Consider the following 23,859-nt stretch of genomic DNA (forward strand, 5'->3'; position numbering starts at 1 on the left):
AGAAAAGCGGGCCCATTACCCCTGAAAACGCGGGTAATGGGCCCGTTCCACACCCTCTCAAGAAGGGGACGTAGGTCCAAATGTTAATACAAACGAACGTGAATGTGCTACGATTGTAATGTTCGTGATTGTACATCGGCGTGCAAAAACAAAGGAGTTAACATGGAAAACCTAACCCAATGGGTAGCCGGCGAACCTTACATTGGATCCCCAGAAAAATATGCGGATGTTGAAAATCCAGCCACGGGAACCGTAGAAAACCGCATAGCGCTCGCGAGCGAAGAAGACCTCAACCACGTTGTTGCCGTAGCGCAAAAAGCCCAAAAAGAATGGGCAAAAACATCGCTCGCACAACGAGTCGCAATCATGTTCAACATGCGTCAACTAGTACTCGATCATCAAGACGATATAGCCCGCGCAATCGTTGCCGAACACGGAAAAGACTACTCAGATGCCATCGGCGAAATTCAACGCGGCCGCGAAACGCTCGATTTCGCATGCTCCATCAACACGGCTCTCAAAGGTAACTACTCCTTCGACGTATCACGCGGGGTAGACGTCCACACCATTCGCCAACCCGTAGGCGTTGTTGCAGGAATCTGCCCATTCAACTTCCCAGTCATGGTGCCCATGTGGATGCACCCCATCGCACTCGCCACAGGAAATGCCTTCATTCTTAAACCGGCAACCACAACGCCGTCGGCTTCGCTCATCATCGCACGTCTCTACAAAGAAGCCGGCCTGCCAGACGGACTCTTCAACGTGCTCTCCGGAAGTCGCACCACCGTTACCCGAATCCTCGAACACCCAGGAATCGACGCCATCTCCTTCGTAGGATCCACGCCAGTTGCCCACATCATCCAAGAAGTTGGCACAAAGAACGGCAAACGCGTGCAGGCACTCGGCGGAGCAAACAACCACGCGATCGTCATGCCAGACGCAGACCTGGATTTTGCTGCTCAACACATCTCAGCCGCGGCCTTCGGCGCTGCAGGCGAACGCTGCATGGCGTTACCTGCCGTTGTGGCTGTTGGCGGAATCGGCGCGAAACTGGCCGAAAAAATCAAGAAACACGCTGAAAAAATTCACGTTGGAATGGGGCTCGACGACGGTGTACAGATGGGGCCAGTGATCGATCGTGCCGCCAAAGAACGCATTGTGGGACTCATCGATGATGCAGAAGCGCGCGGGGCCACTGTTGTGCTTGACGGGCGGAATATCACCGTGCCAGGATACGAAAACGGCCACTTTGTTGGGCCAACTATTCTTACCGGCGTTGGATACGATGCCGATATCTACCGTGAAGAAATCTTCGGGCCAGTCCTCACCATCCATGACGCCGAATCATACGACGAAGCGATCGACGTTGTGAACAAGCAGCCGTTCGGCAACGGATCTGCAATCTTCACCAACGATGGCGGGATGGCACGCCGATTCCAGCTCGATGTGGAAGCAGGAATGGTAGGCGTCAACGTTCCTATCCCAACACCTGTTGCCTACTACTCCTTCGGTGGCTGGAAAGAATCCTTGCTGGGCGATCACCATATTCACGGGCCGGAAGGCGTTAACTTTTATACGAAGGCTAAGGTAATCACCACCCGGTGGCCATCGGAGCAGAGTTATGATGCCACGATGTCGTTCCAGAGGGAAGAATAGCTGGTTGTGAGTGCTGGATAAGACTGGTATTGGTGCCCAATAAGCGCCACAGAGCACAGCAGTGCCGTATGTGGCACTGCTGTGCTGGGTGCCGCCTTTTGGCGCCGCGGCCCATAGGGTAAAGGCAATGTAGAGGGTGTTGCGGACGCCGGGCAGGGTGTTGCGGGCGCCGCAGCGCTGGGATACGGCCGGGGAGGGTAGGCGTTGCCTACCTCCGAACCACCTCAAGCTCCACATTTTCTGGATCATCGAACGGGAACATTGGCCGTTCGATGTGTGAATGGCCCAGGCGTACCAGGTTCTGATCCACGCCGCCTGGGGTCAAAGCCAGGATCCAATCCGCGTGGATATCATGCAGATATGGCTCTAAGTAGCCGATCTTCACGATCACGATGTCCGTCAATTCAGGTTCCAACCCAAGGCGAGTGAACTGTTCGCGCATCGTGTACTGGTTGCGCCGGGTGGTCACGATTAGGCGCAACCCACCCACAGCAAGAACAGCCGTGAGCAATCCAGCCGGATCGTCCACAAGGTTGTCAACTCTAGCAGTTATGGTCACTGGCCCTGGATCGCGGGTGTCAACCTTGCCACCAACAGAAACGGTTACGTCGGCACCAATGCCGGCGCCGGCTGCCATGGCAACCGCCGCCGGATCAAAGATCGACGCAACAATCACCGACACGTCCCCGCGCACCACCTCAGGCCGCTTCAAGACTTCGGCCAGCGCCACGGTCACGTCATTTGCGCCGCCCGCGCCCGGATTGTCCCCAGAATCAGAAATGAAGAACGGCCGCTTATCAGATTCGATCGCCTTGGTCACGGCCACGTCGATCTCATCCACAGGCGCCACAAAAACGAATTCGTGCCGCGCCTCCCACGCCGCCCGCGCAAACCGCATCATGCCAGCATCCAGCACGGCCTGATCGTCACCATACGCGGCGAACGCGGCAGAACAACGCGGCTGATCAGCCCACGCGAACCCGATCCAGAAACTGGCGTCAATCACGCCGTCGGTGTGATCGGCAAACTCAGCCACGGCGTCGTACAGCCGGGCGGCAGGCTGCATGCGCGTGGACGTCTTTTCGCCAGGCAACAAAATCGGCACGTGAACAAGCGATTTCTTCGGGCGCCCCTTGCCGGAACGCACCCGCTCCACCAGCGTGCGGGCGGCGCGCTCGCGGGTAACCCAGGCGTCCTCGTGCGGCGCCATGCGGTAGCAGGTGAGCATGTCGGTCTGCTCAAACAGCTTGTGCGAAACGTTCCCGTGCAAATCCATGCACGCCCCCACCAGCAAATCCGGCCCGATCGCCATGCGGATGCCGTCGATCAGGTAGCCTTCGGCGTCGTCAAAACCAGGAACGCTCATCGCCCCGTGAATATCGAAGAAAATCGCGTCCAACGGCCCGGCCTCCGCCAGCCGTTCGCAGATTTCGCGCCGCCACGCAAGGAACGCCGGCGGATCGATCGGCCCGCCAGGAAGCGCGGAGGCGTGCAGGATCGGCACCCATTCCACGCCGTCGGTCCATTCGCGGTGCCCGGTCACGCCCCATTCGGCGCCGGCCAGGTTTTCGGGCACGCGATCGATTAGGGGGATGTCTGATTCGGTGATGAAGGGGTAGCGTTCGAGCAGCTCCTCACCGCGCCGCACCGTGAAGTCTGACTCCACTGATAGATAGGGGGTGAATGTTGATGATTCGATGTGGATTCCGCAGATTGCGATGCGCATGTGAGGCTCCTTTGCTCTCGTGGAATTACATGGTTTTTTGGCGGGCCAGGATGGCGAGCCCGATGAGGGGTGCGTCTGGCCCTGAGATTGCGGTGTCTACGGTGAGGTTGGCCGTAGATAGGGGGAGGCATCGTTGGTAGAGCTCTGATCTTATGCCCGCGATGAGTGTGCGGGTTTGGGAGAGGGATCCGCCGATGATGATGTGTTGTGGGTTGAGGAAGTTGACTAGGCCGGAGAGGGCTTCGCCGATGTGCGCGCCTGCGTTGCGTACGAGCGGTGCCACCGTGTAATCGCCTGTTTGGGCGGCTTCGATGAGTTCTGCCGTGGTAGTGATGGGGGAACCGATCGAGGCAAGGTGGCGGAGCATTGCGGCGCCAGAGGCTACGGTTTCGAGGCAGCCCGTGTTTCCGCACGAGCAGAGAATGGGGTTGAGTGTTTCGACGCGCGTGTGCGTGAGTTCGCCTGCGAAGCCTTGGTGGCCGCGGAACACGATTCCGTCCGCGATCCAGCTTGCGCCGATTCCTGCACCGGCTTTGATATAGATTGCGGATTCTGTGGTTTCGCCGCGTTTTGCCCATTCGCCTACTGCGGCTGCGCGGGCATCATTTTCAACGACGACGGGGCGGCCAGTTGCGTCCGCCAGGAGGGTTGCGAGGTTGGTATTGTTCCAGCCGGGCATACGGGCTGCGGAGATAACGTGGCCTTGGGCGTTGACGGGGCCAGGAACTGCTGCGCCGATGACGGACGCTTGGGGGATTGTGGGGTGTTCTTTGTGGAGTTGAGCCCAGCCGTTGTAGAGGGTGGTGATGGTTGCTTCGGGGCCGTCCGCAATGTTGAGCGGGATGTTGGTGGTGGCGCGGACGTTTCCGAAGAGATCAACGATTCCGAGCCGGGCGTGGTGTGATCCGAGTTCTACGACGTCTGCGATATCGCGTAGTGGGGAGATGCGGATGAGTGCCGCTCTGCGGCCGCCGGTGGATGATGCGAGTTGGAATTCTTCTACCTCATTGTTGGCGATTAGCCGGCGGATACAGGCGTGCACTGTGGATCTGGGCAGGCCGGTTTTTTGGGCAAGATCGGTGCGTGATTGTGGCCCGTGGGAGAGTTCGGCAAGGAGGATGGAATCGTTTGAACGGGCGTCGGTTAGTGACGAACTGCTGGGGGCTGCGATCGAGTTGAGGGTGATCGTTTCCATGTACTCTGCCTTTTGTGGATGTTTAACTCATAGTAATTCTTGTTTGTTTGATACTTATCCTAGCCTAAGTGAACAAAGTTTGAAATAAATTTGTAAAAAGTCAACGAAGTCTGGTTTTGAGTGCTAGTGTTGATGTAACAGCCGGTGGGAACCACCACCACGCGTATCTCAATGAGGAGAATTACTATGCGTTCTTTTAGTCGAGTAGCTAAAGTTGCTGCTTTCGCTAGCGCGATGTTGCTGGTCGCATCGTGTTCTGGCCAACCAACTGCAAACACGCCCTCTAACAACGGAAGCGTAGCGCCCACTGGTGATATCCAAGAAGGTGGGGAAGCTACGATTGCATTGCGTACTCCAACCTGGATTTTTCCCATCTCAGCACCGGGTAAAACTCAAGGTGAAAATGGCATTTTTATCACGATGCTGTACAAGTCATTCTTCGATTACAAGCTTGATACAGATAATAAGTTCAACCTTGATAAGCGTTCTTTGGCAGAAGATCCGGTGGTATCGGATGATGGCCTCACCTACACGCTGAAGATGAAACCTGCTAAGTGGTCTGATGGTAAGGAGATCACTACCCGTGATGTGGAGTTCTGGTGGAATATTCTGAATGCGAATAAGGAACAATGGTCGGGCTACCGAAAGGGTAACTTCCCGGATAATGTTGCCGAATTCAAGATCATTGATGATAGAACTGTTTCTTTCACAACGAAGGAACTGTTTAATCCCGGATGGTTTGTTGATAACCAACTTTCTTCAGTAAAGCCGCTACCGCAGCACGTGTGGGGTAAGACCTCGCCTGATGGTGAGATCGGTGATCACGATCGTACCCCTGAAGGTGCTCAAGCAATTTTCACGATGCTCACTGAGGCATCGAAGGATCTGCAATCATACGGGACTAACCCGCTGTGGCAGGTTGTGTCTGGTCCGTTCAAAATCGAATCGTTCGTACCAAATGGTGAAGTCAAGATGGTGGCAAACAAAGCCTATGAAGGCGCGGATAAGCCACACCTAGATTCGATCACATTCCGTCCGTTTACGTCTGATGATGCTCAGTTCAACGTGCTGCGTTCGGGTGGAATCGATCATGGCTATATTCCAGCAGGCTCAATTAACCAGCGTTCTGCTATCGAAGGCAAGGGCTATTCGGTTGAACCGTGGGCTGGCTGGTCGATCACCTACATGCCATTTAACTTTGCTAATCCGAAGTCCGGCCCGATCTTCCAACAGAAGTACGTGCGCCAAGCGATGCAGATGCTGATCGATCAGGAAGCGATCGCTAAGACGGTGTGGGCTGGAACGGCTACCCCAACCTGTGGCCCAGTCCCACAGAAGCCAGGAACGGCCGGTTCCACTGAAGGTTGTGCCTACAAGTTTGATCCAGCCAAGGCAAAGAAGCTCTTGGAAAGCCACGGCTGGAAGATCAACGGTGGTGGTACGTCCGTATGTGAAAAGCCAGGTAGTGGCGATGGAAAGTGTGGCGACGGCATCGACAAGGGTGCTGAACTGCGCTTCAAGATGATTTCGCAATCTGGCTTCCCAGCCACCACCCGTATGATGACTGAAATCAACTCCCGCTTCTCCGAAGTCGGCATCAAACTAGACATCCAAGAAGTCCCAGATTCAGTGGCCGTTTCGCAAAAGTGCAAGCCAAACGAAGCGTGTGATTGGGATCTGTCCTTCTTCGGATCGCAATCGTCGTGGTACTACCCGGTCTACGCATCGGGCGAACGCCTCTTCCAAACGGACGCTCCAGTGAACCTGGGATCCTACTCAAACCCGGATGCAGACAAGCTGATCGAAGCGTCGCTGCGCGCCAAGGATACGTCCGCACTCAAGGAATACAACGATTTCCTTGCGGAGGATCTGCCGGTGCTGTGGATGCCTAACCCGGTAGCCCAGATTTCGGCATGGAAGAAGGATATTGCAGGTATTAGCCCGCAGGATCCAATGCTTGGCCTGTTCCCACAGGATTGGGCGCACACGAAGTGACACACCATGAGCGTCAGGCTGGGCCTGATACCAGTCCAGCCTGACGCGCACTCTTTAATTTTCATCGAAGGAGGGTAGTATGGTCCGCTATATTTCTCGCCGGCTTCTACAATCGTTCGTCGTAGTTCTTCTTGTCACGGTTATTACGTTTACGATTTTGCACATGCTTCCGGGTGGTGCGGCTCGTTCGGCGTTGGGCCTGCAGGCAACTCAAGAACAACTAGACGCCTACGCCCACCAGATGGGGTATGATCGCCCAATTTATGAGCAGTATATTTCGTACCTCGGTCAGCTTATCCGGGGCGAATTAGGCACGTCGTTTGCGCTGAATATGGACGTGTCTCAGGCGATCGCGCAACGCTTGCCGAAAACCATGCTCTTGAGCTTCTGTGGCCTCGTGCTCGCGGTGATCATCGCGATTCCGTTGGGCATGTTGCAGGCGTGGAAGCGTAACCGTTGGCCAGATTATTTGATTACGGCGCTGGCTTTGTTGATGTATTCTACACCGTTGTTCTTCATGGGTTTGCTGCTGATCGTCGCGTTTTCGCAGGTGTGGCCGATTTTGCCGCCGGAAGCTCCGCAGGGCTTTACCGTGTCGGAGATGTTAGCTGATTGGCAGGGTCTGATTTTGCCGTCGGTTACATTGGCGATCGTATCGTTGGCTGCCTATACGCGGTATGTTCGTTCGTCGATGGTTGATAATTTGGAAGAAAATTACATTCGTACGGCGCGCGCGAAGGGCTTATCGGAGTCGCGTGTGGTGATGAAGCATGCGATGCGTAATTCGTTGTTCCCGGTGATCACGTTGCTTGGCATGTCTCTTCCTGGCTTGTTTTCGGGCGGCTTGGTTGTGGAGTCGCTGTTTAATTATCCGGGTATGGGCTTGATGTATTGGCAGGCTGCGCAGGGGCGCGATTACCCGATTTTGTTGGCTGTGACCACGATTATTTCGATTGCTACTGTGATTGGTGCCTTGTTGGCGGACATCATGTATGCGATTGCTGATCCTCGTGTTCGTTATGGAGGAGGTGATGCGCGATGAGTGCTCCGAAGAACGTTTTCCGCCAGGGCGTTTCGGTTTTCATGTCGAACCGTTTGGCAGTTGTTGGGTTGTCTATTCTTATTGCGTTTACCTTGTTTTCGTTCGTTGGCCCGTACGTGTGGGTGACGGAGCAACAGTATTCGTCGCTTTCTGACGCGTATCTTCCGCTCTCGTCCCAGCATCCGTTGGGTACGGATGGGGTTGGGTTCGATCAGTTGGGCCGGTTGATGGAGGGCGGAAAGACCTCAATTATTATCGGTTTAGCTGCGGGGATTTTGGCAACGACGATCGGCACGATTTGGGGTGCAATCGCGGGCTTTATTGGTGGCTGGGTTGATTCGGCCATGATGCGCATCGTGGATGCCATGATGGCTGTTCCGGCCTTGTTCTTGTTTATCTTGATAGCATCTGTGATTACGCCAAATGTGCCGTTGCTGGTGTTGACTATTGGCGCGTTTGCGTGGCTGAATCCGGCTCGTTTGATTCGTGGTGAATCGTTGGCGTTGCGATCGCGTGAATATATTGTGGCGATGCGTGGCATGGGTGGTTCTCCTATGCGCGCGGTTCGTACACATATTGTTCGTAATGCGATTGGAACAGTGATTGTGAATGCCACGTTCCAGGTGGCTGACGCGATTCTTTACGTTGCCTATCTATCGTTCTTGGGGCTTGGTGTTCCACCACCGGCCGCGAACTGGGGCGGCATGTTGTCTACAGGCATGAACGAGGTTTACAACGGGCATTGGTGGCTGTTGTATCCTCCAGGAATCATGATCATCATGCTGGTTGTTGCGTTTAACTTCGTTGGTGACGGTTTGCGTGACGCGTTTGAAGTGCGTCTGCGCAGCCGTTAGGAGGAATTATGACAGGCGAACCGTTGCTCAGTATTGACGATTTGAACGTCACGATCACTCTCCGCAAGGGGCACGTTCAGCCGTTGCGTGGAGTTAATCTTCAAGTCCTTCCGGGTGAAACCTTAGGCATTGTGGGTGAATCCGGGTGCGGAAAAACGATGACTGCGTTATCCGTCATGGGTTTGTTGCCCCAGATGGGTAAGGTTTCTGGCGGCAAGATCGTGTTCAAGGGGCGGGATTTGACCGGGCTAGCTCCAAAGGAAGCTCGGCGGATTCGTGGGCTGGATATCGGCATGATTTTCCAAGATCCGCTTACCAGTTTGAACCCGACCATGAAGATCGGCGATCAGGTTGCTGAACCTCTCCGGGTGCATCGGGGAGTGTCGAAAGCTGAAGGGCGTCAGGCCGCGATTGACGTGCTACGCAAGGTTGGTATGCCACGTCCAGAAGCGATCGTCAACGATTATCCGCATCAGCTTTCGGGCGGCATGCGCCAGCGCGTGATGATCGCGATGGCGCTGATCTGCCAGCCGTCGTTGTTGATTGCAGACGAACCAACAACGGCTTTGGACGTGACGATTCAACGCCAGATTCTGGATCTGATCGATTCTCTGAAAAAAGAATTTGATACGTCAGTTATCCTGGTAACCCACGATTTGGGTGTGGTTGCCGGCCGTGCTGATCGAGTTGCCGTGATGTATGCAGGCAAGGTTGTTGAAGTTGGCACAACGGATGAGATTTTCACGAATCCGCAACACCAATACACCCGATCGTTGATGGCTGCTCTGCCAGAAAATACGCAGGATTCACGCCAGGAACTCTACGCGATTCCGGGCATGCCGCCGTCGCTCCGTGAAGACATCGTTGGATGCCCGTTCGCGCCGCGCTGCCCGCGGGCAACGGACGTGTGCCGCACTGATGCCCCGGAACTCGTGGCCGTGGGAGAAAGCGCCCACACCTATTCCTGCTGGCATCCCGCCGGTGCTCCGTTGGAACGCCCAACAACCATGCGCCCAGAACGCGATCTCACCAATCGTCCCGTGATCTGTTCGATCCGCAACCTTACCAAACACTATCCTGCGATGGGCGGAAAGATTATCCGGCACAATATCGGATCCGTTCATGCGGTATCGGACGTGTCATTGGATGTTCACGAAGGCGAAACGCTCGGCATCGTCGGCGAATCCGGGTGTGGAAAATCTACTCTCGGCAGGGTTGTCACCGCGCTCGAACCAGCCACAGGCGGAAGCGTGCTCATCGGCGGGAAAGACATCGCACAAGCGTCCCGCAACGAACTGAAAAAGATGCATCGCGATGTACAAATGATGTTCCAAGATTCCTACGCCGCTATGGATCCACGCATGCGAGTGGACGAAATCCTCACCGAACCACTCAAAATCCAAAAAATCGGAAACGCCCGCCAACAACAAGAACGCGCCGATGAACTCGTTGAAAAAATCGGCATCGATCATGGAGCCATGTGGAAATACCCCCACGAATTCTCCGGCGGCCAACTCCAACGCATCGGGCTAGCACGGTCCCTCGTGCTAGAACCACGCCTGATCGTCTGCGATGAACCAGTATCCGCACTTGACGTCTCGGTACAAGCCCAAGTGCTCAACGTGATGAGGAAACTCCAAGAAGAACACTCACTCACCTACATATTCATCTCACACGATCTCTCAGTGGTGAAATACATTTCGGATCGTATCGCCGTTATGTACCTCGGAAAGATTGTTGAAATCGGGCCGGCAGCCAGCGTCGTCGAACAACCACGCCACCCGTACACGCAAGCCCTCATCGAAGCGATCCCCGTAGCGGACCCGCACCACAAACGCGAAGAAATCGTTCACCTCACCGGCGAACCCGCCTCCGCAATCAACCCGCCAGCAGGGTGCCGTTTCAAAAACCGGTGCCCGTTCGCTACGGAACTGTGCGATACGGAACCGGTGCCCACAGGTGATGCGCACTCGGTTGCCTGCCACTACCCTCTCCGGTGATTCCCATGGATAACCACGAAACCATCCGGATAGGCGTAGACATCGGCGGAACCACCATGAGCGTGGCACGGATACACAGCGGCGGAAAAATCACGGAACGCATAGAAATCCCCAGCCCAGCGCGCATATCAGGAGCCGCAGTGGTACGGGAACTGCGCGATATCGTTACCCGTAACTGGCCGGGCGCCGCCTCCCTAGGGATCGGCGCCGCCGGCGTGATCGATTCCCACGGACGCATCCTCACCGCCTCCGATTCCTTCAACGGGTGGGCCGGATTCCACCTCAGGGAAGAAACCGAAGCTGCGCTTGGAATTCCTGTGGGCGTAGAGAACGACGTGAATGCCTTCCTCCTTGGCGAAACCACCTGCGGCGTGGTGGCCGGCGAAACCACCTGCCTAGGCGTGATGCTCGGAACCGGCGTGGGCGGAGCCATCATGATCGACGGCCAGATCCTCCACGGTGCCCGCGGGGCCGCCGCCGAAATCGGGCACATGCCAGGGTTCGGCACTGCACCATGCACATGCGGCGGAAACGGGCATGTGGAATGTACATCCTCCGGCCGTAGCATCGCAGATCGCTACGGCCGAGCGACCGGCCAACACGTGCCGAGCGCCCGTGTTGTTTCTGACGCCGCCCGATCCGGGGATCACGTGGCCCAGGAAATCCTGAAGGACGCCGGCAGGGTGGTGGCGCTCGCGATCTTGCAGGTGGCCACGATCGTGGATTTGTCCAGCGTGGTGATCGGCGGCGGTGTAACCCGTGATTGGGATTTTGTGAGTGCTGGGATTGCTGAAGTGACTTCGCGCCATCCTCTTATTTCAGGCGCTGACCTGACCATTCACAAGTCCACCTTGGGTGGGGATGCCGTGCTTATCGGCGCCGCCCGCAAAGGAGAGTTAGCATGCTGAATTTTGATGAACGCCAGGGCGATCGCACCGACGTGGCGTATCCCGATACCACCGTTCCGGAGTGGTTCCAGGATGCCAAGGTTGGGTTGATGATCCATTGGGGGATCTATTCGATTCCCGCTTGGGCCGTGACCAGCGACGAACGTTTCAGCGCCGCCGAAGAATACGCCTTCCATCGCTACGCCGAATGGTATGGGAACACGGTGCGGATTCCAGGTTCGCCTACCGCGCTTCTTCACCGGGCGCGCTACGGTTCCGTGGCGTATGAGGACTTGGTGGATCGCTGGCAGATTCGCTCCGGCGCAGTCGAAGGCATGGTTGCGTTGGCTTCTGCGGCAGGGGCGCGTTATGTTGTGCCGACGACGAAGCATCACGATGGCCTGTGCCTGTGGGATACGCAGACAACCAGTTTTTCCACTGTTCGCCGAGGCCCTCACATGGATCTGATCGAGGATTTTGCTCGATCTGTGCGTGCGGAGGGGCTACGGCTGGGGCTCTATTTTTCTGGTGCGCTGGATTGGCACGTGAGCGATTTTGGGCCGATCACGTCTGATGAAGAACTGTTCGCATTCCGCCGTAACGATGCCGAATTTTCACAGTATGCGGCTACTCAACTGCGAGAATTAATCGATCAATATTCGCCGGATTACGTGTGGAATGATATCGATTGGCCTGATGGCGGAAAGGGCCATGAGGATTATGGGCTGGCGTCGCTGTTTACACATTATTTTGCGAAGGTTCCGCACGGTACGATCAATGACCGATGGGGAGTTCCCGCTCAGGGTGTTATTACCCGGGAATACCGGGACGTTGATGGTGTGATGGATCGGCCGTGGGAGGCCGTGCGTGGGATCGGACGATCGTTCGGATACAACGCCGACGAGGCAGAGAGCGTGAGCCTTAGCGGTGCAGATCTGATCCGCTACCTTGTTGATGTTGTGGCCAAAAACGGCAACCTTCTGATCAATATTGGCCCACGTGCTGACGGTAGTATCCCCGATGTTCAGCGGCGCGCCTTGCAAGAAATGGGGGAATGGCTGGACATCTTCGGTGAAGCGATCTATTCCACCCGCCCGTGGGGGCCAGGCACCTTGGGAGATTGCTACTTCACCCAGCCGAAGGGCAACCCTGACGTTGTGTACATGTTGCAACGGCCAAAAAATCCACGTGTTGTGCCTGCCGAACTCGAAGATTGGCATTTCGAATGGATCGGTAGCCGCGATCACCCGATTGTGGTGGGGAAATTCGTGCGGGATGAGGCATAGCCGGCGTGGGGTGAGGTATAGCCGGCGCCCGATCGGCGCCCAGCGCGACAGGAGTGCTGTATATGGCACTCCTGTCCCGCCAGCCGCTTTTTTGGAGCCAAAAGGTGCGGGTTTTGGGGCCAGAAGACCAACAAAGTAGGGGGGTAGAGTCAGGGCGGCGGTGAGCTGTGATGGGACTTCGGGGGTTAGATTCGCCCAAGTGGGGTGATATCCGCGGCGCAAGAAATGAGCGCGAGCAACACTAAAAGTGCGGACTGTGGGCCGCGAGCCCGGTGTTGCGGTGTGGCTTTATAGGTGTGGAACCGGTTTATTGTGCCACCTCAGTTCCATGACGCATAGAGAAGTAGAATAGCTGACGGAGCAGTGTTGCTCAATTTTTAACGTGTCGGATAGGGCGCTTCGCCCGGGTTTTTCTTAGGGGGTTTTATGCTTGAGATAATTGCGTTGAACGTGGAGGACGCGCTGGCGGCCGCAGAAGGCGGTGCGGATCGTATTGAGTTGGTTGGCACGATGGATTCTGATGGGCTTTCTGCCACGGTGGAGCAGGTTCGCCAGATTCGGGCCGCGTGTTCGATTCCGATTCGTGCGATGGTGCGCGATCAGGCGGGGTTTGTGCCGCGGGATCTGGGGGCGTTGGCGCAGGTTGGGTGTGATTTGCGTGATGCTGGAGCGGAGGCTCTGGTGATTGGCTGGGTCCGTGATGGGATTTTTGACCACGCTGCCGTGCATTCCTTTATTTCTCGCGTTGGTGGGTGCGAACTGACTATTCATCGGGCTGTTGATAATGTGGCGGATTATGCGGCGGGATGGCGCGCAATTCTGGGGTTGCCGAATGTGACGAGCGTGTTGACTGCGGGATCTTCTGCTGGTGTAGATACTGGGATGAAGAATGTGTTGGCACAGGCTGCGGATCCACGGATCGCTGATTTGATGATGGTAGGCGGCGGTTTGCGGTTGGAGCATCTTCCAACGCTGAAAGCTGCCGGAATTGGGAAGTTTCACGTTGGTTCTGCCGTGCGTGACAGCTTTGATAGTCCGATTGATCCGTTATTGGTGGAGAAATGGGTGGCGGCAGTTCGGGCATAAGATCGATTCTGATGCTCGATCGGCGGCACACAGCACAGGAGTTCCATATGCGGCACTCCTGTCGCGTATCCCGCTTATTTGGCCTGCTATTTGATGCTATTCGTCATGAAGACCACCACGTGCATACAATAGAACCATGTCAGCTACGCTCTCAACAATCCATGTTGTTACGATTGCCTTCAATCCAGGGCCAGAACTCGATGCGATGATCGAGTCGCTGTGTCATGCCGGTGATGGAACAGGCGATGTGGCAGGAGTTGCTGTTCGGTTGACAATCGTGGATAACGGCGAAGATCCGCAGCGTGTAGATCGGCTCGCATACGAATACGCGGAGCGTTTAGGTGTTCGCGTTATTCGCACCGGGGAAAACGTGGGCTATGGGCGGGCTGCCAACGTTGGTTTAGAAGACGCCACAGAGCCGTGGGTGTGCGTGGCTAACCCGGACACGGTGTTTCATCCCGGTTCGCTCGCCCAACTTGTTTCTGCAGGTGAACGCTGGGATAAGGGCGGTGTTTTTGGCCCGCGATTATTAGAAAACGATGGATCAACGTATCCATCTGCGCGCGCGCTACCATTGCTCAGTAACGGCATCGGCCATGCTCTTTTCGTTCACATTTGGCGATCAAACCCATGGACTCGGGCCTACCATGGTCGCACAGATAAAGAACATGCGGCCGGGTGGTTATCTGGCGCCTGCCTCCTCATCCGCACCACGGTATGGAACCAGCTTGGCGGATTTGATCCGAACTATTTCATGTTCTTCGAAGATGTCGATTTAGGCAGGCGAGCAGGCGAAGCAGGTTATCTAAATATCTATGTGCCTTCAGCCGTTGTTACTCACGAACAAGGTGCCTCCTGGAAGAAGCGCCCAGCCAAAATGATCCGCGCCCACCACGATTCCGCCAAACGCTACCTCGCCGGAACATATTCCGGCGCGCGCTACGCTCCGCTCCGCGCGCTGCTCGGCACCGCCTTGAACTTTCGCGCATGGTGGCAAACACGCGACGCGCGGTGAAATTTTGTTCATTAAAAAGTGCAGGCGGAAGCGCGAATGCTCAACGTGCATTCTCAACTTTTCATGGAAAATACAGACAGCGTAGTCTCTATGTGGAACATATCAAAGGGGATAGTGAAAATATGAAACATTCGTTGTTGAAAAGGCAGGTCATCGCCCACCGCGGCCTGAACCGTCTTGCGCCAGAAAACACGCTGGCTGCTTTCCGTTTAGCGGCAGAACACGGATGCCAATGGATCGAAACCGATGTTGACATCCTCAAAGACGGCACGCCAATCATCATGCATGATACGCTCCTTGACCGCACAACGAACGCCACCGGCTATTTCTACGATCTTGACTCAACCGACGTCGCCAACATCGACGCCGGATCCTGGTTCTCGTCACAGTATGCTGGCGAACCCATCCCAACTCTCCGCCAGTTGGTTGACCTTATGAACGAAACTGGCCTTAACGCAAACATCGAACTCAAATCGAATGAACGCGGCAAAGCAACATCGATGCAGCTCATCGATAACACACTCGCAGAACTCGATCGGCTTGATCCGGAGCGCGAGATCATTATTTCCTCGTTCAATCACCTACTTTTGCACCACGTCCATGAAGCACGCCCAGACATCCCCATCGGCGCGCTCTTCGTTGTAGACAACCTGTGGGAAGATTGGAAATCCATCCTCGAACTCGTAGGCGCCACCTACATTCACCCTGAAGATGCAGGCCTCACCCCGCACAAAGTCGCGGCATTCCGCGAAGCCGGTTATGGCGTAAACGTCTGGACGGTGAACGGAAAAGACCGCGCCAACGAACTCTTCAATTGGGGTGTGACCGGCGTTTTCACCGATATCGCTAACGAATTCCGTCAGTAAACTTCCGGTTTCCTGACGAAGGTACGGAATTTACGTATCTTTTGAGGTAGACGACGACGGCGGCCTCGTCGTCTACACTTTCACGCACATGTGAGGCAAAGTTGCCCACAAACTTAACCATGAAAGTTACTACTATGAACGAATCTGGAGTGCTCTCAAAGCGCTTTCCAAAATTCCTCCAGCGCGGAAAACTCGGCGCTTTCCTGACTGTTGTTTTGACGGGGCAACTTGTTTACGTATCTTTTGAAGCGTTCAAGGGATCGCTGTTGTTGCCGTTGTCGGAATCGCTCGGAATCAGTGTGGACCAATTCGGTATCCTCATGGGCTGGATTGGCATCGCAATGTTTTTCTATGTGCCAGCTGGCTGGGTCAACAACCGATTCACGATCCGATCGATCCTGATTGCCTTCGCTGGATGGCGCCTGATCACTTTCCTTATCCTTTTCCTTGTTCCGGGGCTTTCCTTTAAAATCATGGTTGCTATCGCGGCCAGCTGGGGTATTTGGGATGCGATCGGGTGGCCGGCCGTTGTGAACGGCGTTGTGTTTGTTGCTAAGGACGAAGATACGAAGGGCCGCGGTTTGGCGATGGGCCTTTTGGAAACGGTGCGGCGCGCAGTCGAATTTGCCATGAATGCCGTGATTTTAGTGTTTATTGGGATGTTCCCAGATAGTGCGGTGTCGATTCTCAAGGGATTTGCAATCGGTTACGCACTTCTTCTCATCCCACTGATCTTCGCGCTTCTCCGTTATGTGCCGAAGAATGCTGTTGCTGAAAGCGTTCAGATCGGTGAGAAGAAAGCTGGAAAGAACGTTGCAGCACTTGCTGGTTTGGTGAACGTTTTGTTGAAGCCACGTGTGTGGATGGCAGGCGTTGCGGCTATGTGCCTTTACTGGACGTACGTGAACCTTATCTACCTGTCTGCCCCATATATTAAGCTCGTATTCAACGCGTCCGACGCCGTTGCAGGCGCCTTTGGTATTTTCAATACTGGGTTGATTGGCGTGTTTGCTGGATTGGTTTCCGGAGCTGTTGCCGATTACGTGTTTAAGTCTTCTACGGTGATGCTTGGTATCTCCTTGGCTGTGACCGCTGGCGGCGCATTCACCGTGTCATTGTTGCCTGCTGGTTCAGAATCTATGTGGCTGGCTATGATCCTCTTGATGGTGATGGCAATTGGTATCTTTATGGGCAAGGCCGTTATTTTGGCGCCGATTGCTGAGCTTCATTTGCCTGAACACATTTCTGGTTCTGCCATGTCTGTTGGTTCGTTTTTGGCATTCGCTTCGGTTTTCTGGGCGCATCCTATGACCGCAGGCCTTGTGGAATCCCACAAGAACAACGTCTATGAAGGCTACCAGCAGATTTTGTGGATCACAATTGTTGTTGCTGGTATCGGGGCCGCCTGTGCATTGATACTTGCGATCGTGAACAATCGTATGGACAAGGCTGGCATGCTGGAAGACCACGGTGAAAACGATCCGCTAGCTGTTAAGGCTGAAGTTGTTGGCGAAGGTTCCACGATTCTCTGATACAGAAACGTGAGACTACAGAAACGTGAGATGTGCGCGAGTTGATCACGCGCATGAGAGAGCGCCCGCAGCGTGACGTGGAAGATGCGTCATGGTGCGGGCGCTGCCTATATCGTATTTATGTAGGTTTGTGGATAGTGTGTAGTTCATACTTGTTTAATCTATGCGACTTCGTTTGGGGACGCTATGGGAGATGAACGCGTTAGCTCAATATTTATTGATGAATCTGGTGCTAAGAATACTCGAGGGGGTTCGTTTGTTGTGGGCTTCCTTAAAACGAGTTCACCAGCGGTTCTATCGCGTGAAATACGGGATCTTCGCCAGCGCAATCAATATTATGATGAAATAAAATTCTCAAGCATTAATGGGGGCAATGTCCGGTTTTATTTTGATATTGTAGAGGCTATTGGGGCTGCGAACTTACGTGTTGGTGGGTCTGTTTACGATGCTTCGCTGGGTTTTGTAGATGATGTTGACTCTCGGGCTGTGGATCTCGTTCAACTAGCAGATGTTGTGGCTAGTTCTATCAACTATCTTCGAACGCATGAAGAGGTTGTTAACCAGAAGAAAGTTCCAGTGAAGAGGCAAGTTGCGTTAAGGCTTGCTCGGGCATTGGGGCTTTTGGATTTTAGTGATGTGCGGGAGGGAAAGGTAAATATTCTTACGATGCAACGGCCCTGTGTAGGGGATTCGACATTATTTTAATAGTCAAAATATAATAAATTCCTCATTAAGATATTTTGATTATTGTTGTATTTGGTGCAATAATCGGTTTGTTGAGTGATCTTGATCTAAACAGTCAGTACTCACTTGATCTGGAAAAGAGAGTATCTCTACTCCAGTGCGCATGTGTTGTTGCGCTATATAGACTCAGCCCCGCCCTTCTGCAGAAGGGCGGGGCCTTTATGTGAACTGCTCCCCTTTAGTTGGACTGGGAAATCAGACACCGACTAATGGGGAGTGTTTCTTTTGAGAGTACGAAGTTCTTTGTCAGAGGAATAACGAGAACAGCTCGTTGGCCTATTTGAGCAAGACTTGGGTTTTGTGACTGCGGCAAGTCGGATTGGGGTCCGGCACGACCCGGCTTGTAGCCTGTACCGTCGCTGGCTTCTACATGGCAGGCTATGTCTTGTGGAGAAACCAACCAAGAAGCAATACTCCTTCGAGGTCAAGAAGGAAGTGGTCGACGTTTCGGGTGGCTGGCACGAAGGTCTATCTCTGACCGATCATGGATCTAAGCGACCGGAGCATTCTGGCACACGAGTTGTCGACATCCCCGTCAACGAAGTTCACGTCTACCTCGTTAAAGAATGCGATCATGTGGCATGAACCTGGTGAAGGGTTGATGGTGCACACTGACCAAGGGATCCATTACCAGCACTCCAGTTGGTGCCAGCTTCTTGTGTCCAATGCGTTTGAGCAGTGGCTGGAAGAGCGCGTGCCCAGAACTCACCGGGTTATTCGGCGCTTGTATGACACGTATGGCTTCCCGGTTGGTTCAGAAATACTGATCGGTTGTGAACTTCAGTAGGCAAGGGAGGCAGATACGGGTCGCAGTAGCGCAAAGTGCTAATGTTTGAAGCCGCCACCCAGTTTTCTGGGAGACGGCTTCAAGGGGGAAATGCTATTCGCTAAACAGTCCAGTAGGAATCCTTACTGGCGTGCATTTCGGATACGTGATCCGCCTGCTGCAACCGCAAGGCCTACGAGTGCGATCGCGAGGTAGCCCCAAATGTTATCGCCACTGGTTTGAACGTTCTTCGGCGGTGCAGGAGTGTTTTCTGCAGTTAGAACGCTTTGGGTGTCGCGGCCAGAGACAATGTTGTCGATCCATTCGGTGATGCCTGCGATAGTGGTGATTGCAGCACTAGGGGAGGGAAGGTCCGGATCCCCATTGGCAGTTCCAGCGGTAGCAAGTCCTGCAAGCTTTCCGTTAACAAAGAACGGGCCGCCAGAGTCACCGCCCTGCATGCCAGCTCCAGAAACTGACTGCACATCCAGGATAGAGGTCTCGATCCTAGGCTGCATGGAGTTGTCAGCTGTTTGGCCGGATTCTGACATTCCAGGTTTTGACTGTGAAGCCTGTGGCGGGGCAGTCTCTGTAGACGCATCAGCGCCGGTAGGTGCCTTGGAATCGGAAGGAGTTTCGGGAGCACTCGGCGTGTCAGAACCGGAAGGCGCGCCACCTAATATTTCTTTGACAACCATTTTGGCCATTGGTAGCTGTCCGGATCGTGCCATGGACGAGCTGCTACTCCAACCGTATAGAGTTCCTGTCTGCCCTGAGCTTGGAGTATCGTGGGAGATTTTTGCGGGGGTAGCGTTAGTGACTTTTTCAGTCAGGTGAAGTAACCCTGCGTCAGATGTGGGCGAAACGGCCCAGGAATCAGCGTTGTAGATCTTTCCAGCGATCCGTGCCTGGGTTCCTTCATTGTTGACTGACTCTAGGCAGTGGCGCGCTGTCAGTACCCACTGGTCGGCAATGAGTGTGCCTGTGCAGTCACCAAAGTTGCCGATTTTGCCCATTTTGAGCGCGGCAACGGAACTGCTTTCCGCATTATCGGGCGCCGGATCTCCATATTCGAGTGCGAGAGCCGGAGTGGCAGTCATTAGGAGGACGGCGCTGGCAATGGCCGCGATCGAAAAAGATGTTTTTTTCACGGTTATTTCCCTTTCTTGGAAGGAACAATGGCCTTGATTGCGGTGGCAACGAGTTTCTCAGCAGGACCCTGTCCTACAAACTTCTTCCAGAGGGTGGCTGCGACGAGGAAGAATACGATGAAACCGATTGCTGACAAGGTGGAATGCAACGCGACATTTTGCTGCCAGTAGAAAGCGGTGAGAATGTGCAGAATGTAAACGGTTAGTGACATTGTTCCCATGGCAGCGAAAGGGTAAACCAAGGTTGAAGAGAGATTGCCTATGAGCACACATAGGTGGATCACTACGGCTGCAACGGCAACGGAGAGGATAATTTCTCCGGCAACACCGGTGTGACCGGTAAATCTGAGCCAGCTAGGAATGTTTGGGTCAAACCGGTAGTACAATCCAATGATCGTGATGACAGCGCTGATAGCGGTCACGATCCAGCTCAGTCGAGTGTTAGTGCTGGTATTCGATCCAGAATCGCGCTGTAGGCGGCCGCGCAGGTACACATCGAAAAGAAGCATGCCGCCGATGAAGTATGCAATCCACGCCAGTAGCGGATAAATCAACAGGTCGACAGGTGCGTAAACGACTGTTGCGGCGATTGTGGCGGCAATGAATAGACCGAGCCTCCACCATGTTCCCAATGCGGGTATCCAGGAAACCAGGATCATTACTAGGCCCATCACGATGAGAACCACTTGAATTTGTCCACCCACGGGCAATAATGCCAGGCCGATGAGGATGATTAAGGCGCCTCGGGCGATCAGCCGCAAGAAAGCGGTGCTGGTGTAGTTTCGTCCGATAATCATCATCGTCGCGCCGGCGATAATGGCAAATAATGATGCAGGTAGGCCAGAGAGCATTACTTTGGTACTCCAAAGTAGCGAGGCCATGTGGATAGTTATCATTCCGATGATCGCGAGTGAGCGCGCCACATCAAGCCCCACGATTCGTGAAGGTTTAGACACTCAGTTTCTCCTTTACTAATACTTTAGAGAACCGTTCTTTGGATAAAAATGCTCCCTAAAACCGACGTGTCGGAAATTGACTATCTATAAAATAACCGCCGAATCTGGTAAATAACTTGGAACTTTCTGAGGGTCTTCTGGAAGTAGTGCCCCGTAGAGTGGTGTAACTCGGTGGCCGAGATTGTCTACAGGTTAGTGTTGCACACGGATTGTAGAGCGGTCACCGTGTGACCCTTCGAATCAACATTCTAAAGAATCCTCGAGGAGTCATCATGATGACCGCACCCCATATTGTCGACTCTGTCGGCCTGCTTGGACAAGCCCTCGCTGAGGCATCCCCGGATCTGAGCGACTGGAGCATTCTGGCACACGAGTTGTCGGCATCCCTGTCAACGAAGTTCACGTCTATCTCGTTAAAGAATGTGATCACGTGGCATGAACCTGGTGGAGGGTTGATGGTGTACACTGACCAAGAGGTCCACTGCCAGCATTCCAGTTGGCGCCAGTTAACTGAGTCCGTTGGTGGCATCCAGTCGTTGTCGTGAAAGGGCAACTGCTACGACAACGCGGTGATGGAGAACTTCTTCGGTTATCTGAAGACTGAAATGTAGTATGGCGAGTACTTCGCCAGTGTTGATGAGCTTTACCGGGCCGTAGATGATTACATCTTCTGGTACAACAACGCCCGGCTTCAAAAACGATTCAAGGGCCTGACCCCGATGCAATATCGGAATCAGACCCTTGAGGCCCTAACCGCCTAGAATTAAGCCAGTCCAACTTCCGGGGACTAGTTCAATGTGTAATGGGGGCTTCCTCTTCAATGAAGAGGAAGCCCCCACTCAATCGCGCAGCTTACTGCCCGTTCTTGGCGTACTTTGCTTCAACAGCTTCCTTTGCTGGGCGCCACCAGGCTTCGTTGGTCTTGTACCATTCGATGGTGTTGTGGAGGCCGTCGCGGAAGTTCTTGAACGATGGCTCCCAGCCGGTTTCTTCAACCAACTTGGAGTTGTCGATTGCGTAGCGCTGATCGTGGCCTGGGCGGTCATTGACGTGATCGAAATCGCCCGCGTCGCGCCCGAATTCTTCCAGGATCATTTGGGTGACTTGGAGGTTGTTGAGTTCGCCGTCGGCACCGATCAGGTAGGTTTCGCCAAGGCGGCCCTTGTTGATAATTGCCCACACGGCGGTGTTGTGGTCACGTACGTGGATCCAGTCGCGGATCTGTTCGCCGGTTCCGTAGATACGTGGGCGAATGCCGTCCATCAGGTTGGTGATGGTGCGTGGGATGAACTTTTCGACGTGCTGGTATGGCCCGTAGTTGTTCGAGCAGTTGGAGATGGTTGCTTCGATGCCGAAGGAGCGTACCCAGGCGCGCACGAGGTGGTCTGAGGCTGCCTTGGAGGACGAGTATGGGCTGGATGGCACGTAGGCATCGCCTGGCTGGAAGCGGCGTGGTTCGTCGATTTCCAGATCGCCGTAGACTTCGTCCGTGGAGATGTGGTGGAAGCGGGTTCCATGGCGGCGTACAGCTTCCAGAAGTTCGAACGTGCCCACGATATTCGAGCGAATGAACGGGGACGGGTCGTTGAGAGAGTTATCGTTGTGGGATTCGGCGGCGAAATTGACGACGACGTCGGCGTCCTTCACCAGCGGATCTACCGTGTCACGGTCCGCAATATCACCTTCGACGAGCGTCACGCGGTCTAAACCTGCAATCGACGCCGGGTTCCCAGCGTACGTGAGTTTATCAAGAACGACGACGTCGGCGTCCGGCATCGTTTCAACCGTTTGGTGAACGAAGTTTGCACCAATGAAACCGGCTCCGCCGGTGACGAGTACTTTCATTATTTCTCCTTAATGTAACAACTAAAATACTAGCTGGCGGATACAGAAACTTCAGGGAATGCCTTGACTAGGCCGGTGGTTTTAGCGTCGGATCCAACCTGGAGTACAAGCGCGTTTTCTTTATGGGCAAGGACGATCCCAGTGCTGTCGCTAATAACGACGCCGAATACGAATTGGCCTTCGCCAAGGAAGAATTGTGGAATCTGGATGTTGATAGTTCCAGATGTGGTAATTGGCGGGAGTGCATAATCGAGTTTCCGAGTATCCATGGCGAATACGCGAGTGCCATCAAGAGCGTCGATAGTTAGTTCAACGTTGTAGTTAGATAGTGGGGATTGAGTGGTGACGTCAGCCAAAATAGTGAGATCGGATCCGGAGAGGAAGAGATCTATACCGCTTGGAAGGGTTGTGAAGCCTTCTGCTCGGACGCAGTCGATTGTTAGCTCGTGTGCCGCTTCGGCTGGTAGTTCAGGGGTGGATTGGGCTGCGCGATCAGCCTGGATCTGTTGGGCATACGATTTGTGCAAAATATTCATCGATTCGCGGGTAGGGCCAATCGTGACGAGTTTTCCTTGTTGGAGCACCACAGCACGGTCGCACATTTCCACGATCTGATCTGGGGAATGAGATACGAGAATAATGGAGCGGCCGTCGTCTTGGAACTGATGGATGCGTTCCATGCACTTGCGTTGGAATGGTTCATCGCCTACAGCCAACACTTCATCGACAAGCAGGATATCTGGATCTGAGTGAACTGCGACAGCGAAGGCCAAGCGCACATACATTCCTGAGGAATAGAACTTCACTTGGGTATCAATGAACTTTGAAATGCCTGAGAAATCAATAATGGAGTCGATTTGGGAATCAATTTCTTTTTCGGAAAGGCCCATGATTGACGCATTGAGGAAAATATTTTCCATACCAGTGAGATCGGGATGGAAACCTGCACCTAGTTCTAAAAGTGCGGCGAGCCTACCGCGTACTTTTACGTGCCCAGAATCGGGTGAAATAATCCCGCCGATCAGTTTGAGAAGGGTTGATTTTCCGGACCCGTTTGCCCCTGTGAGGCCGAGTGATTCTCCGGCGGCAACGGAAAAAGATACGTCATCGAGTGCCATGTAATGTTCAATATGTTGGCGGTTGCGCGCGGCATTAACGATACGTTCTTTCAGAGATTTGTCTTTACGAAGGGTGAAATGTTTAGAAACATGTTCGACGCTGATGACATCAAGTGAGGAATTAGGCGAAGTCGTCATT

General features: G+C 54.2%; 18 protein-coding genes and 2 pseudogenes. 14 read left to right on the top strand and 6 right to left on the bottom strand.

Annotated elements, in window-relative coordinates; genetic code table 11:
- The first annotated feature begins 162 nt into the window (after window positions 1-162).
- A complete protein-coding gene (locus ARCH_RS00255; protein WP_013169314.1) occupies window positions 163-1,656 on the top strand; it encodes a CoA-acylating methylmalonate-semialdehyde dehydrogenase in 1,494 nt (497 codons plus the stop codon).
- 208 nt (window positions 1,657-1,864) lie between these two features.
- Here the strand turns inward: ARCH_RS00255 and ARCH_RS00260 are convergent, their stop codons facing one another.
- Together ARCH_RS00260 and ARCH_RS00265 are read right to left on the bottom strand one after the other, a co-directional pair.
- A complete protein-coding gene (locus ARCH_RS00260) occupies window positions 1,865-3,382 on the bottom strand; it encodes a M81 family metallopeptidase (protein ID WP_013169315.1) in 1,518 nt (505 codons plus the stop codon).
- Between the two features lie 25 nt (window positions 3,383-3,407).
- A complete protein-coding gene (locus ARCH_RS00265; protein ID WP_013169316.1) occupies window positions 3,408-4,577 on the bottom strand; it encodes an ROK family transcriptional regulator in 1,170 nt (389 codons plus the stop codon).
- A 186-nt stretch (window positions 4,578-4,763) separates the two neighbouring features.
- Here ARCH_RS00265 and ARCH_RS00270 point away from each other — a divergent pair, with 186 nt between their 5' ends.
- From ARCH_RS00270 to ARCH_RS10245, 12 genes and pseudogenes are all read left to right on the top strand, one after another.
- Window positions 4,764-6,572 (top strand): peptide ABC transporter substrate-binding protein, encoded by a 1,809-nt coding sequence (locus ARCH_RS00270; protein WP_013169317.1) that lies wholly within the window; start codon window positions 4,764-4,766, stop codon window positions 6,570-6,572.
- Window positions 6,573-6,651: 79 nt separating this feature from the next.
- Window positions 6,652-7,614 carry an ABC transporter permease gene (locus tag ARCH_RS00275; RefSeq protein ID WP_013169318.1) on the top strand — a complete coding sequence of 321 codons (963 nt, stop codon included), beginning with the start codon at window positions 6,652-6,654 and terminating at the stop codon, window positions 7,612-7,614.
- Window positions 7,611-8,468, top strand: coding sequence for an ABC transporter permease (locus ARCH_RS00280; protein ID WP_013169319.1), 858 nt, complete (start codon window positions 7,611-7,613; stop codon window positions 8,466-8,468). Before ARCH_RS00275 ends, ARCH_RS00280 begins: the two co-directional genes overlap by 4 nt.
- Window positions 8,469-8,476: 8 nt before the next feature.
- Entirely contained in the window at window positions 8,477-10,468 is a 1,992-nt protein-coding gene (locus ARCH_RS00285) for an ABC transporter ATP-binding protein (protein ID WP_013169320.1), read from the top strand.
- Window positions 10,469-10,473: 5 nt separating this feature from the next.
- Window positions 10,474-11,376 carry an ROK family protein gene (locus ARCH_RS00290; protein WP_013169321.1) on the top strand — a complete coding sequence of 301 codons (903 nt, stop codon included), beginning with the start codon at window positions 10,474-10,476 and terminating at the stop codon, window positions 11,374-11,376.
- A complete protein-coding gene (locus tag ARCH_RS00295; protein ID WP_013169322.1) occupies window positions 11,370-12,641 on the top strand; it encodes an alpha-L-fucosidase in 1,272 nt (423 codons plus the stop codon). The genes ARCH_RS00290 and ARCH_RS00295 overlap by 7 nt, the downstream gene beginning before the upstream one ends.
- Before the next feature lie 426 nt (window positions 12,642-13,067).
- A complete protein-coding gene (locus tag ARCH_RS00300; protein ID WP_013169323.1) occupies window positions 13,068-13,727 on the top strand; it encodes a copper homeostasis protein CutC in 660 nt (219 codons plus the stop codon).
- 136 nt (window positions 13,728-13,863) lie between these two features.
- Window positions 13,864-14,742, top strand: a complete 879-nt coding sequence (locus ARCH_RS00305) for a glycosyltransferase family 2 protein (protein ID WP_013169324.1) — start codon at window positions 13,864-13,866, stop codon at window positions 14,740-14,742.
- Between the two features lie 122 nt (window positions 14,743-14,864).
- Window positions 14,865-15,608 carry a glycerophosphoryl diester phosphodiesterase gene (locus ARCH_RS00310; protein ID WP_013169325.1) on the top strand — a complete coding sequence of 248 codons (744 nt, stop codon included), beginning with the start codon at window positions 14,865-14,867 and terminating at the stop codon, window positions 15,606-15,608.
- 119 nt (window positions 15,609-15,727) lie between these two features.
- A complete protein-coding gene (locus ARCH_RS00315; protein WP_013169326.1) occupies window positions 15,728-17,140 on the top strand; it encodes an MFS transporter in 1,413 nt (470 codons plus the stop codon).
- Window positions 17,141-17,326: 186 nt separating this feature from the next.
- The gene (locus ARCH_RS00320) at window positions 17,327-17,845 is read left to right on the top strand and encodes a DUF3800 domain-containing protein (protein WP_013169327.1); all 519 of its coding nucleotides are present in this window, start codon (window positions 17,327-17,329) and stop codon (window positions 17,843-17,845) included.
- A gap of 442 nt (window positions 17,846-18,287) precedes the next feature.
- Window positions 18,288-18,647, top strand: a pseudogene (locus ARCH_RS10245) (DUF6688 family protein); the annotation flags it as partial.
- A 146-nt stretch (window positions 18,648-18,793) separates the two neighbouring features.
- Here the strand turns inward: ARCH_RS10245 and ARCH_RS00335 are convergent.
- Entirely contained in the window at window positions 18,794-19,801 is a 1,008-nt protein-coding gene (locus tag ARCH_RS00335; protein WP_013169328.1) for a trypsin-like serine protease, read from the bottom strand.
- Window positions 19,802-19,803: 2 nt separating this feature from the next.
- A complete protein-coding gene (locus ARCH_RS00340; protein ID WP_013169329.1) occupies window positions 19,804-20,757 on the bottom strand; it encodes a DUF418 domain-containing protein in 954 nt (317 codons plus the stop codon).
- A gap of 341 nt (window positions 20,758-21,098) precedes the next feature.
- On the opposite strand from ARCH_RS00340, the pseudogene ARCH_RS10415 reads away from it, so the two are divergent.
- Window positions 21,099-21,518 (top strand): annotated as a pseudogene (locus ARCH_RS10415) (transposase); the annotation flags it as partial.
- A 91-nt stretch (window positions 21,519-21,609) separates the two neighbouring features.
- Here the strand turns inward: ARCH_RS10415 and rfbB are convergent.
- On the bottom strand, window positions 21,610-22,602 hold the full coding sequence (gene rfbB, locus ARCH_RS00350) for a dTDP-glucose 4,6-dehydratase (protein ID WP_013169330.1): 993 nt from the start codon (window positions 22,600-22,602) through the stop codon (window positions 21,610-21,612).
- Window positions 22,603-22,631: 29 nt separating this feature from the next.
- A complete protein-coding gene (locus ARCH_RS00355; protein WP_013169331.1) occupies window positions 22,632-23,858 on the bottom strand; it encodes an ABC transporter ATP-binding protein in 1,227 nt (408 codons plus the stop codon).
- Window position 23,859 lies beyond the last annotated feature (1 nt).

It is taken from the genome of Arcanobacterium haemolyticum DSM 20595 (genome assembly GCF_000092365.1).
Taxonomy (GTDB): domain Bacteria; phylum Actinomycetota; class Actinomycetes; order Actinomycetales; family Actinomycetaceae; genus Arcanobacterium; species Arcanobacterium haemolyticum.

Coding starts and splice junctions, on each gene's coding strand:
- ARCH_RS00255 (WP_013169314.1), top strand. CDS start 163: ATGGAAAACCTAACCCAATGGGTAGCCGGCGAACCTTACATTGGATCC.
- ARCH_RS00260 (WP_013169315.1), bottom strand. CDS start 3,382: ATGCGCATCGCAATCTGCGGAATCCACATCGAATCATCAACATTCACC.
- ARCH_RS00265 (WP_013169316.1), bottom strand. CDS start 4,577: ATGGAAACGATCACCCTCAACTCGATCGCAGCCCCCAGCAGTTCGTCA.
- ARCH_RS00270 (WP_013169317.1), top strand. CDS start 4,764: ATGCGTTCTTTTAGTCGAGTAGCTAAAGTTGCTGCTTTCGCTAGCGCG.
- ARCH_RS00275 (WP_013169318.1), top strand. CDS start 6,652: ATGGTCCGCTATATTTCTCGCCGGCTTCTACAATCGTTCGTCGTAGTT.
- ARCH_RS00280 (WP_013169319.1), top strand. CDS start 7,611: ATGAGTGCTCCGAAGAACGTTTTCCGCCAGGGCGTTTCGGTTTTCATG.
- ARCH_RS00285 (WP_013169320.1), top strand. CDS start 8,477: ATGACAGGCGAACCGTTGCTCAGTATTGACGATTTGAACGTCACGATC.
- ARCH_RS00290 (WP_013169321.1), top strand. CDS start 10,474: ATGGATAACCACGAAACCATCCGGATAGGCGTAGACATCGGCGGAACC.
- ARCH_RS00295 (WP_013169322.1), top strand. CDS start 11,370: ATGCTGAATTTTGATGAACGCCAGGGCGATCGCACCGACGTGGCGTAT.
- ARCH_RS00300 (WP_013169323.1), top strand. CDS start 13,068: ATGCTTGAGATAATTGCGTTGAACGTGGAGGACGCGCTGGCGGCCGCA.
- ARCH_RS00305 (WP_013169324.1), top strand. CDS start 13,864: ATGTCAGCTACGCTCTCAACAATCCATGTTGTTACGATTGCCTTCAAT.
- ARCH_RS00310 (WP_013169325.1), top strand. CDS start 14,865: ATGAAACATTCGTTGTTGAAAAGGCAGGTCATCGCCCACCGCGGCCTG.
- ARCH_RS00315 (WP_013169326.1), top strand. CDS start 15,728: ATGAAAGTTACTACTATGAACGAATCTGGAGTGCTCTCAAAGCGCTTT.
- ARCH_RS00320 (WP_013169327.1), top strand. CDS start 17,327: ATGGGAGATGAACGCGTTAGCTCAATATTTATTGATGAATCTGGTGCT.
- rfbB (WP_013169330.1), bottom strand. CDS start 22,602: ATGAAAGTACTCGTCACCGGCGGAGCCGGTTTCATTGGTGCAAACTTC.
- ARCH_RS00355 (WP_013169331.1), bottom strand. CDS start 23,858: ATGACGACTTCGCCTAATTCCTCACTTGATGTCATCAGCGTCGAACAT.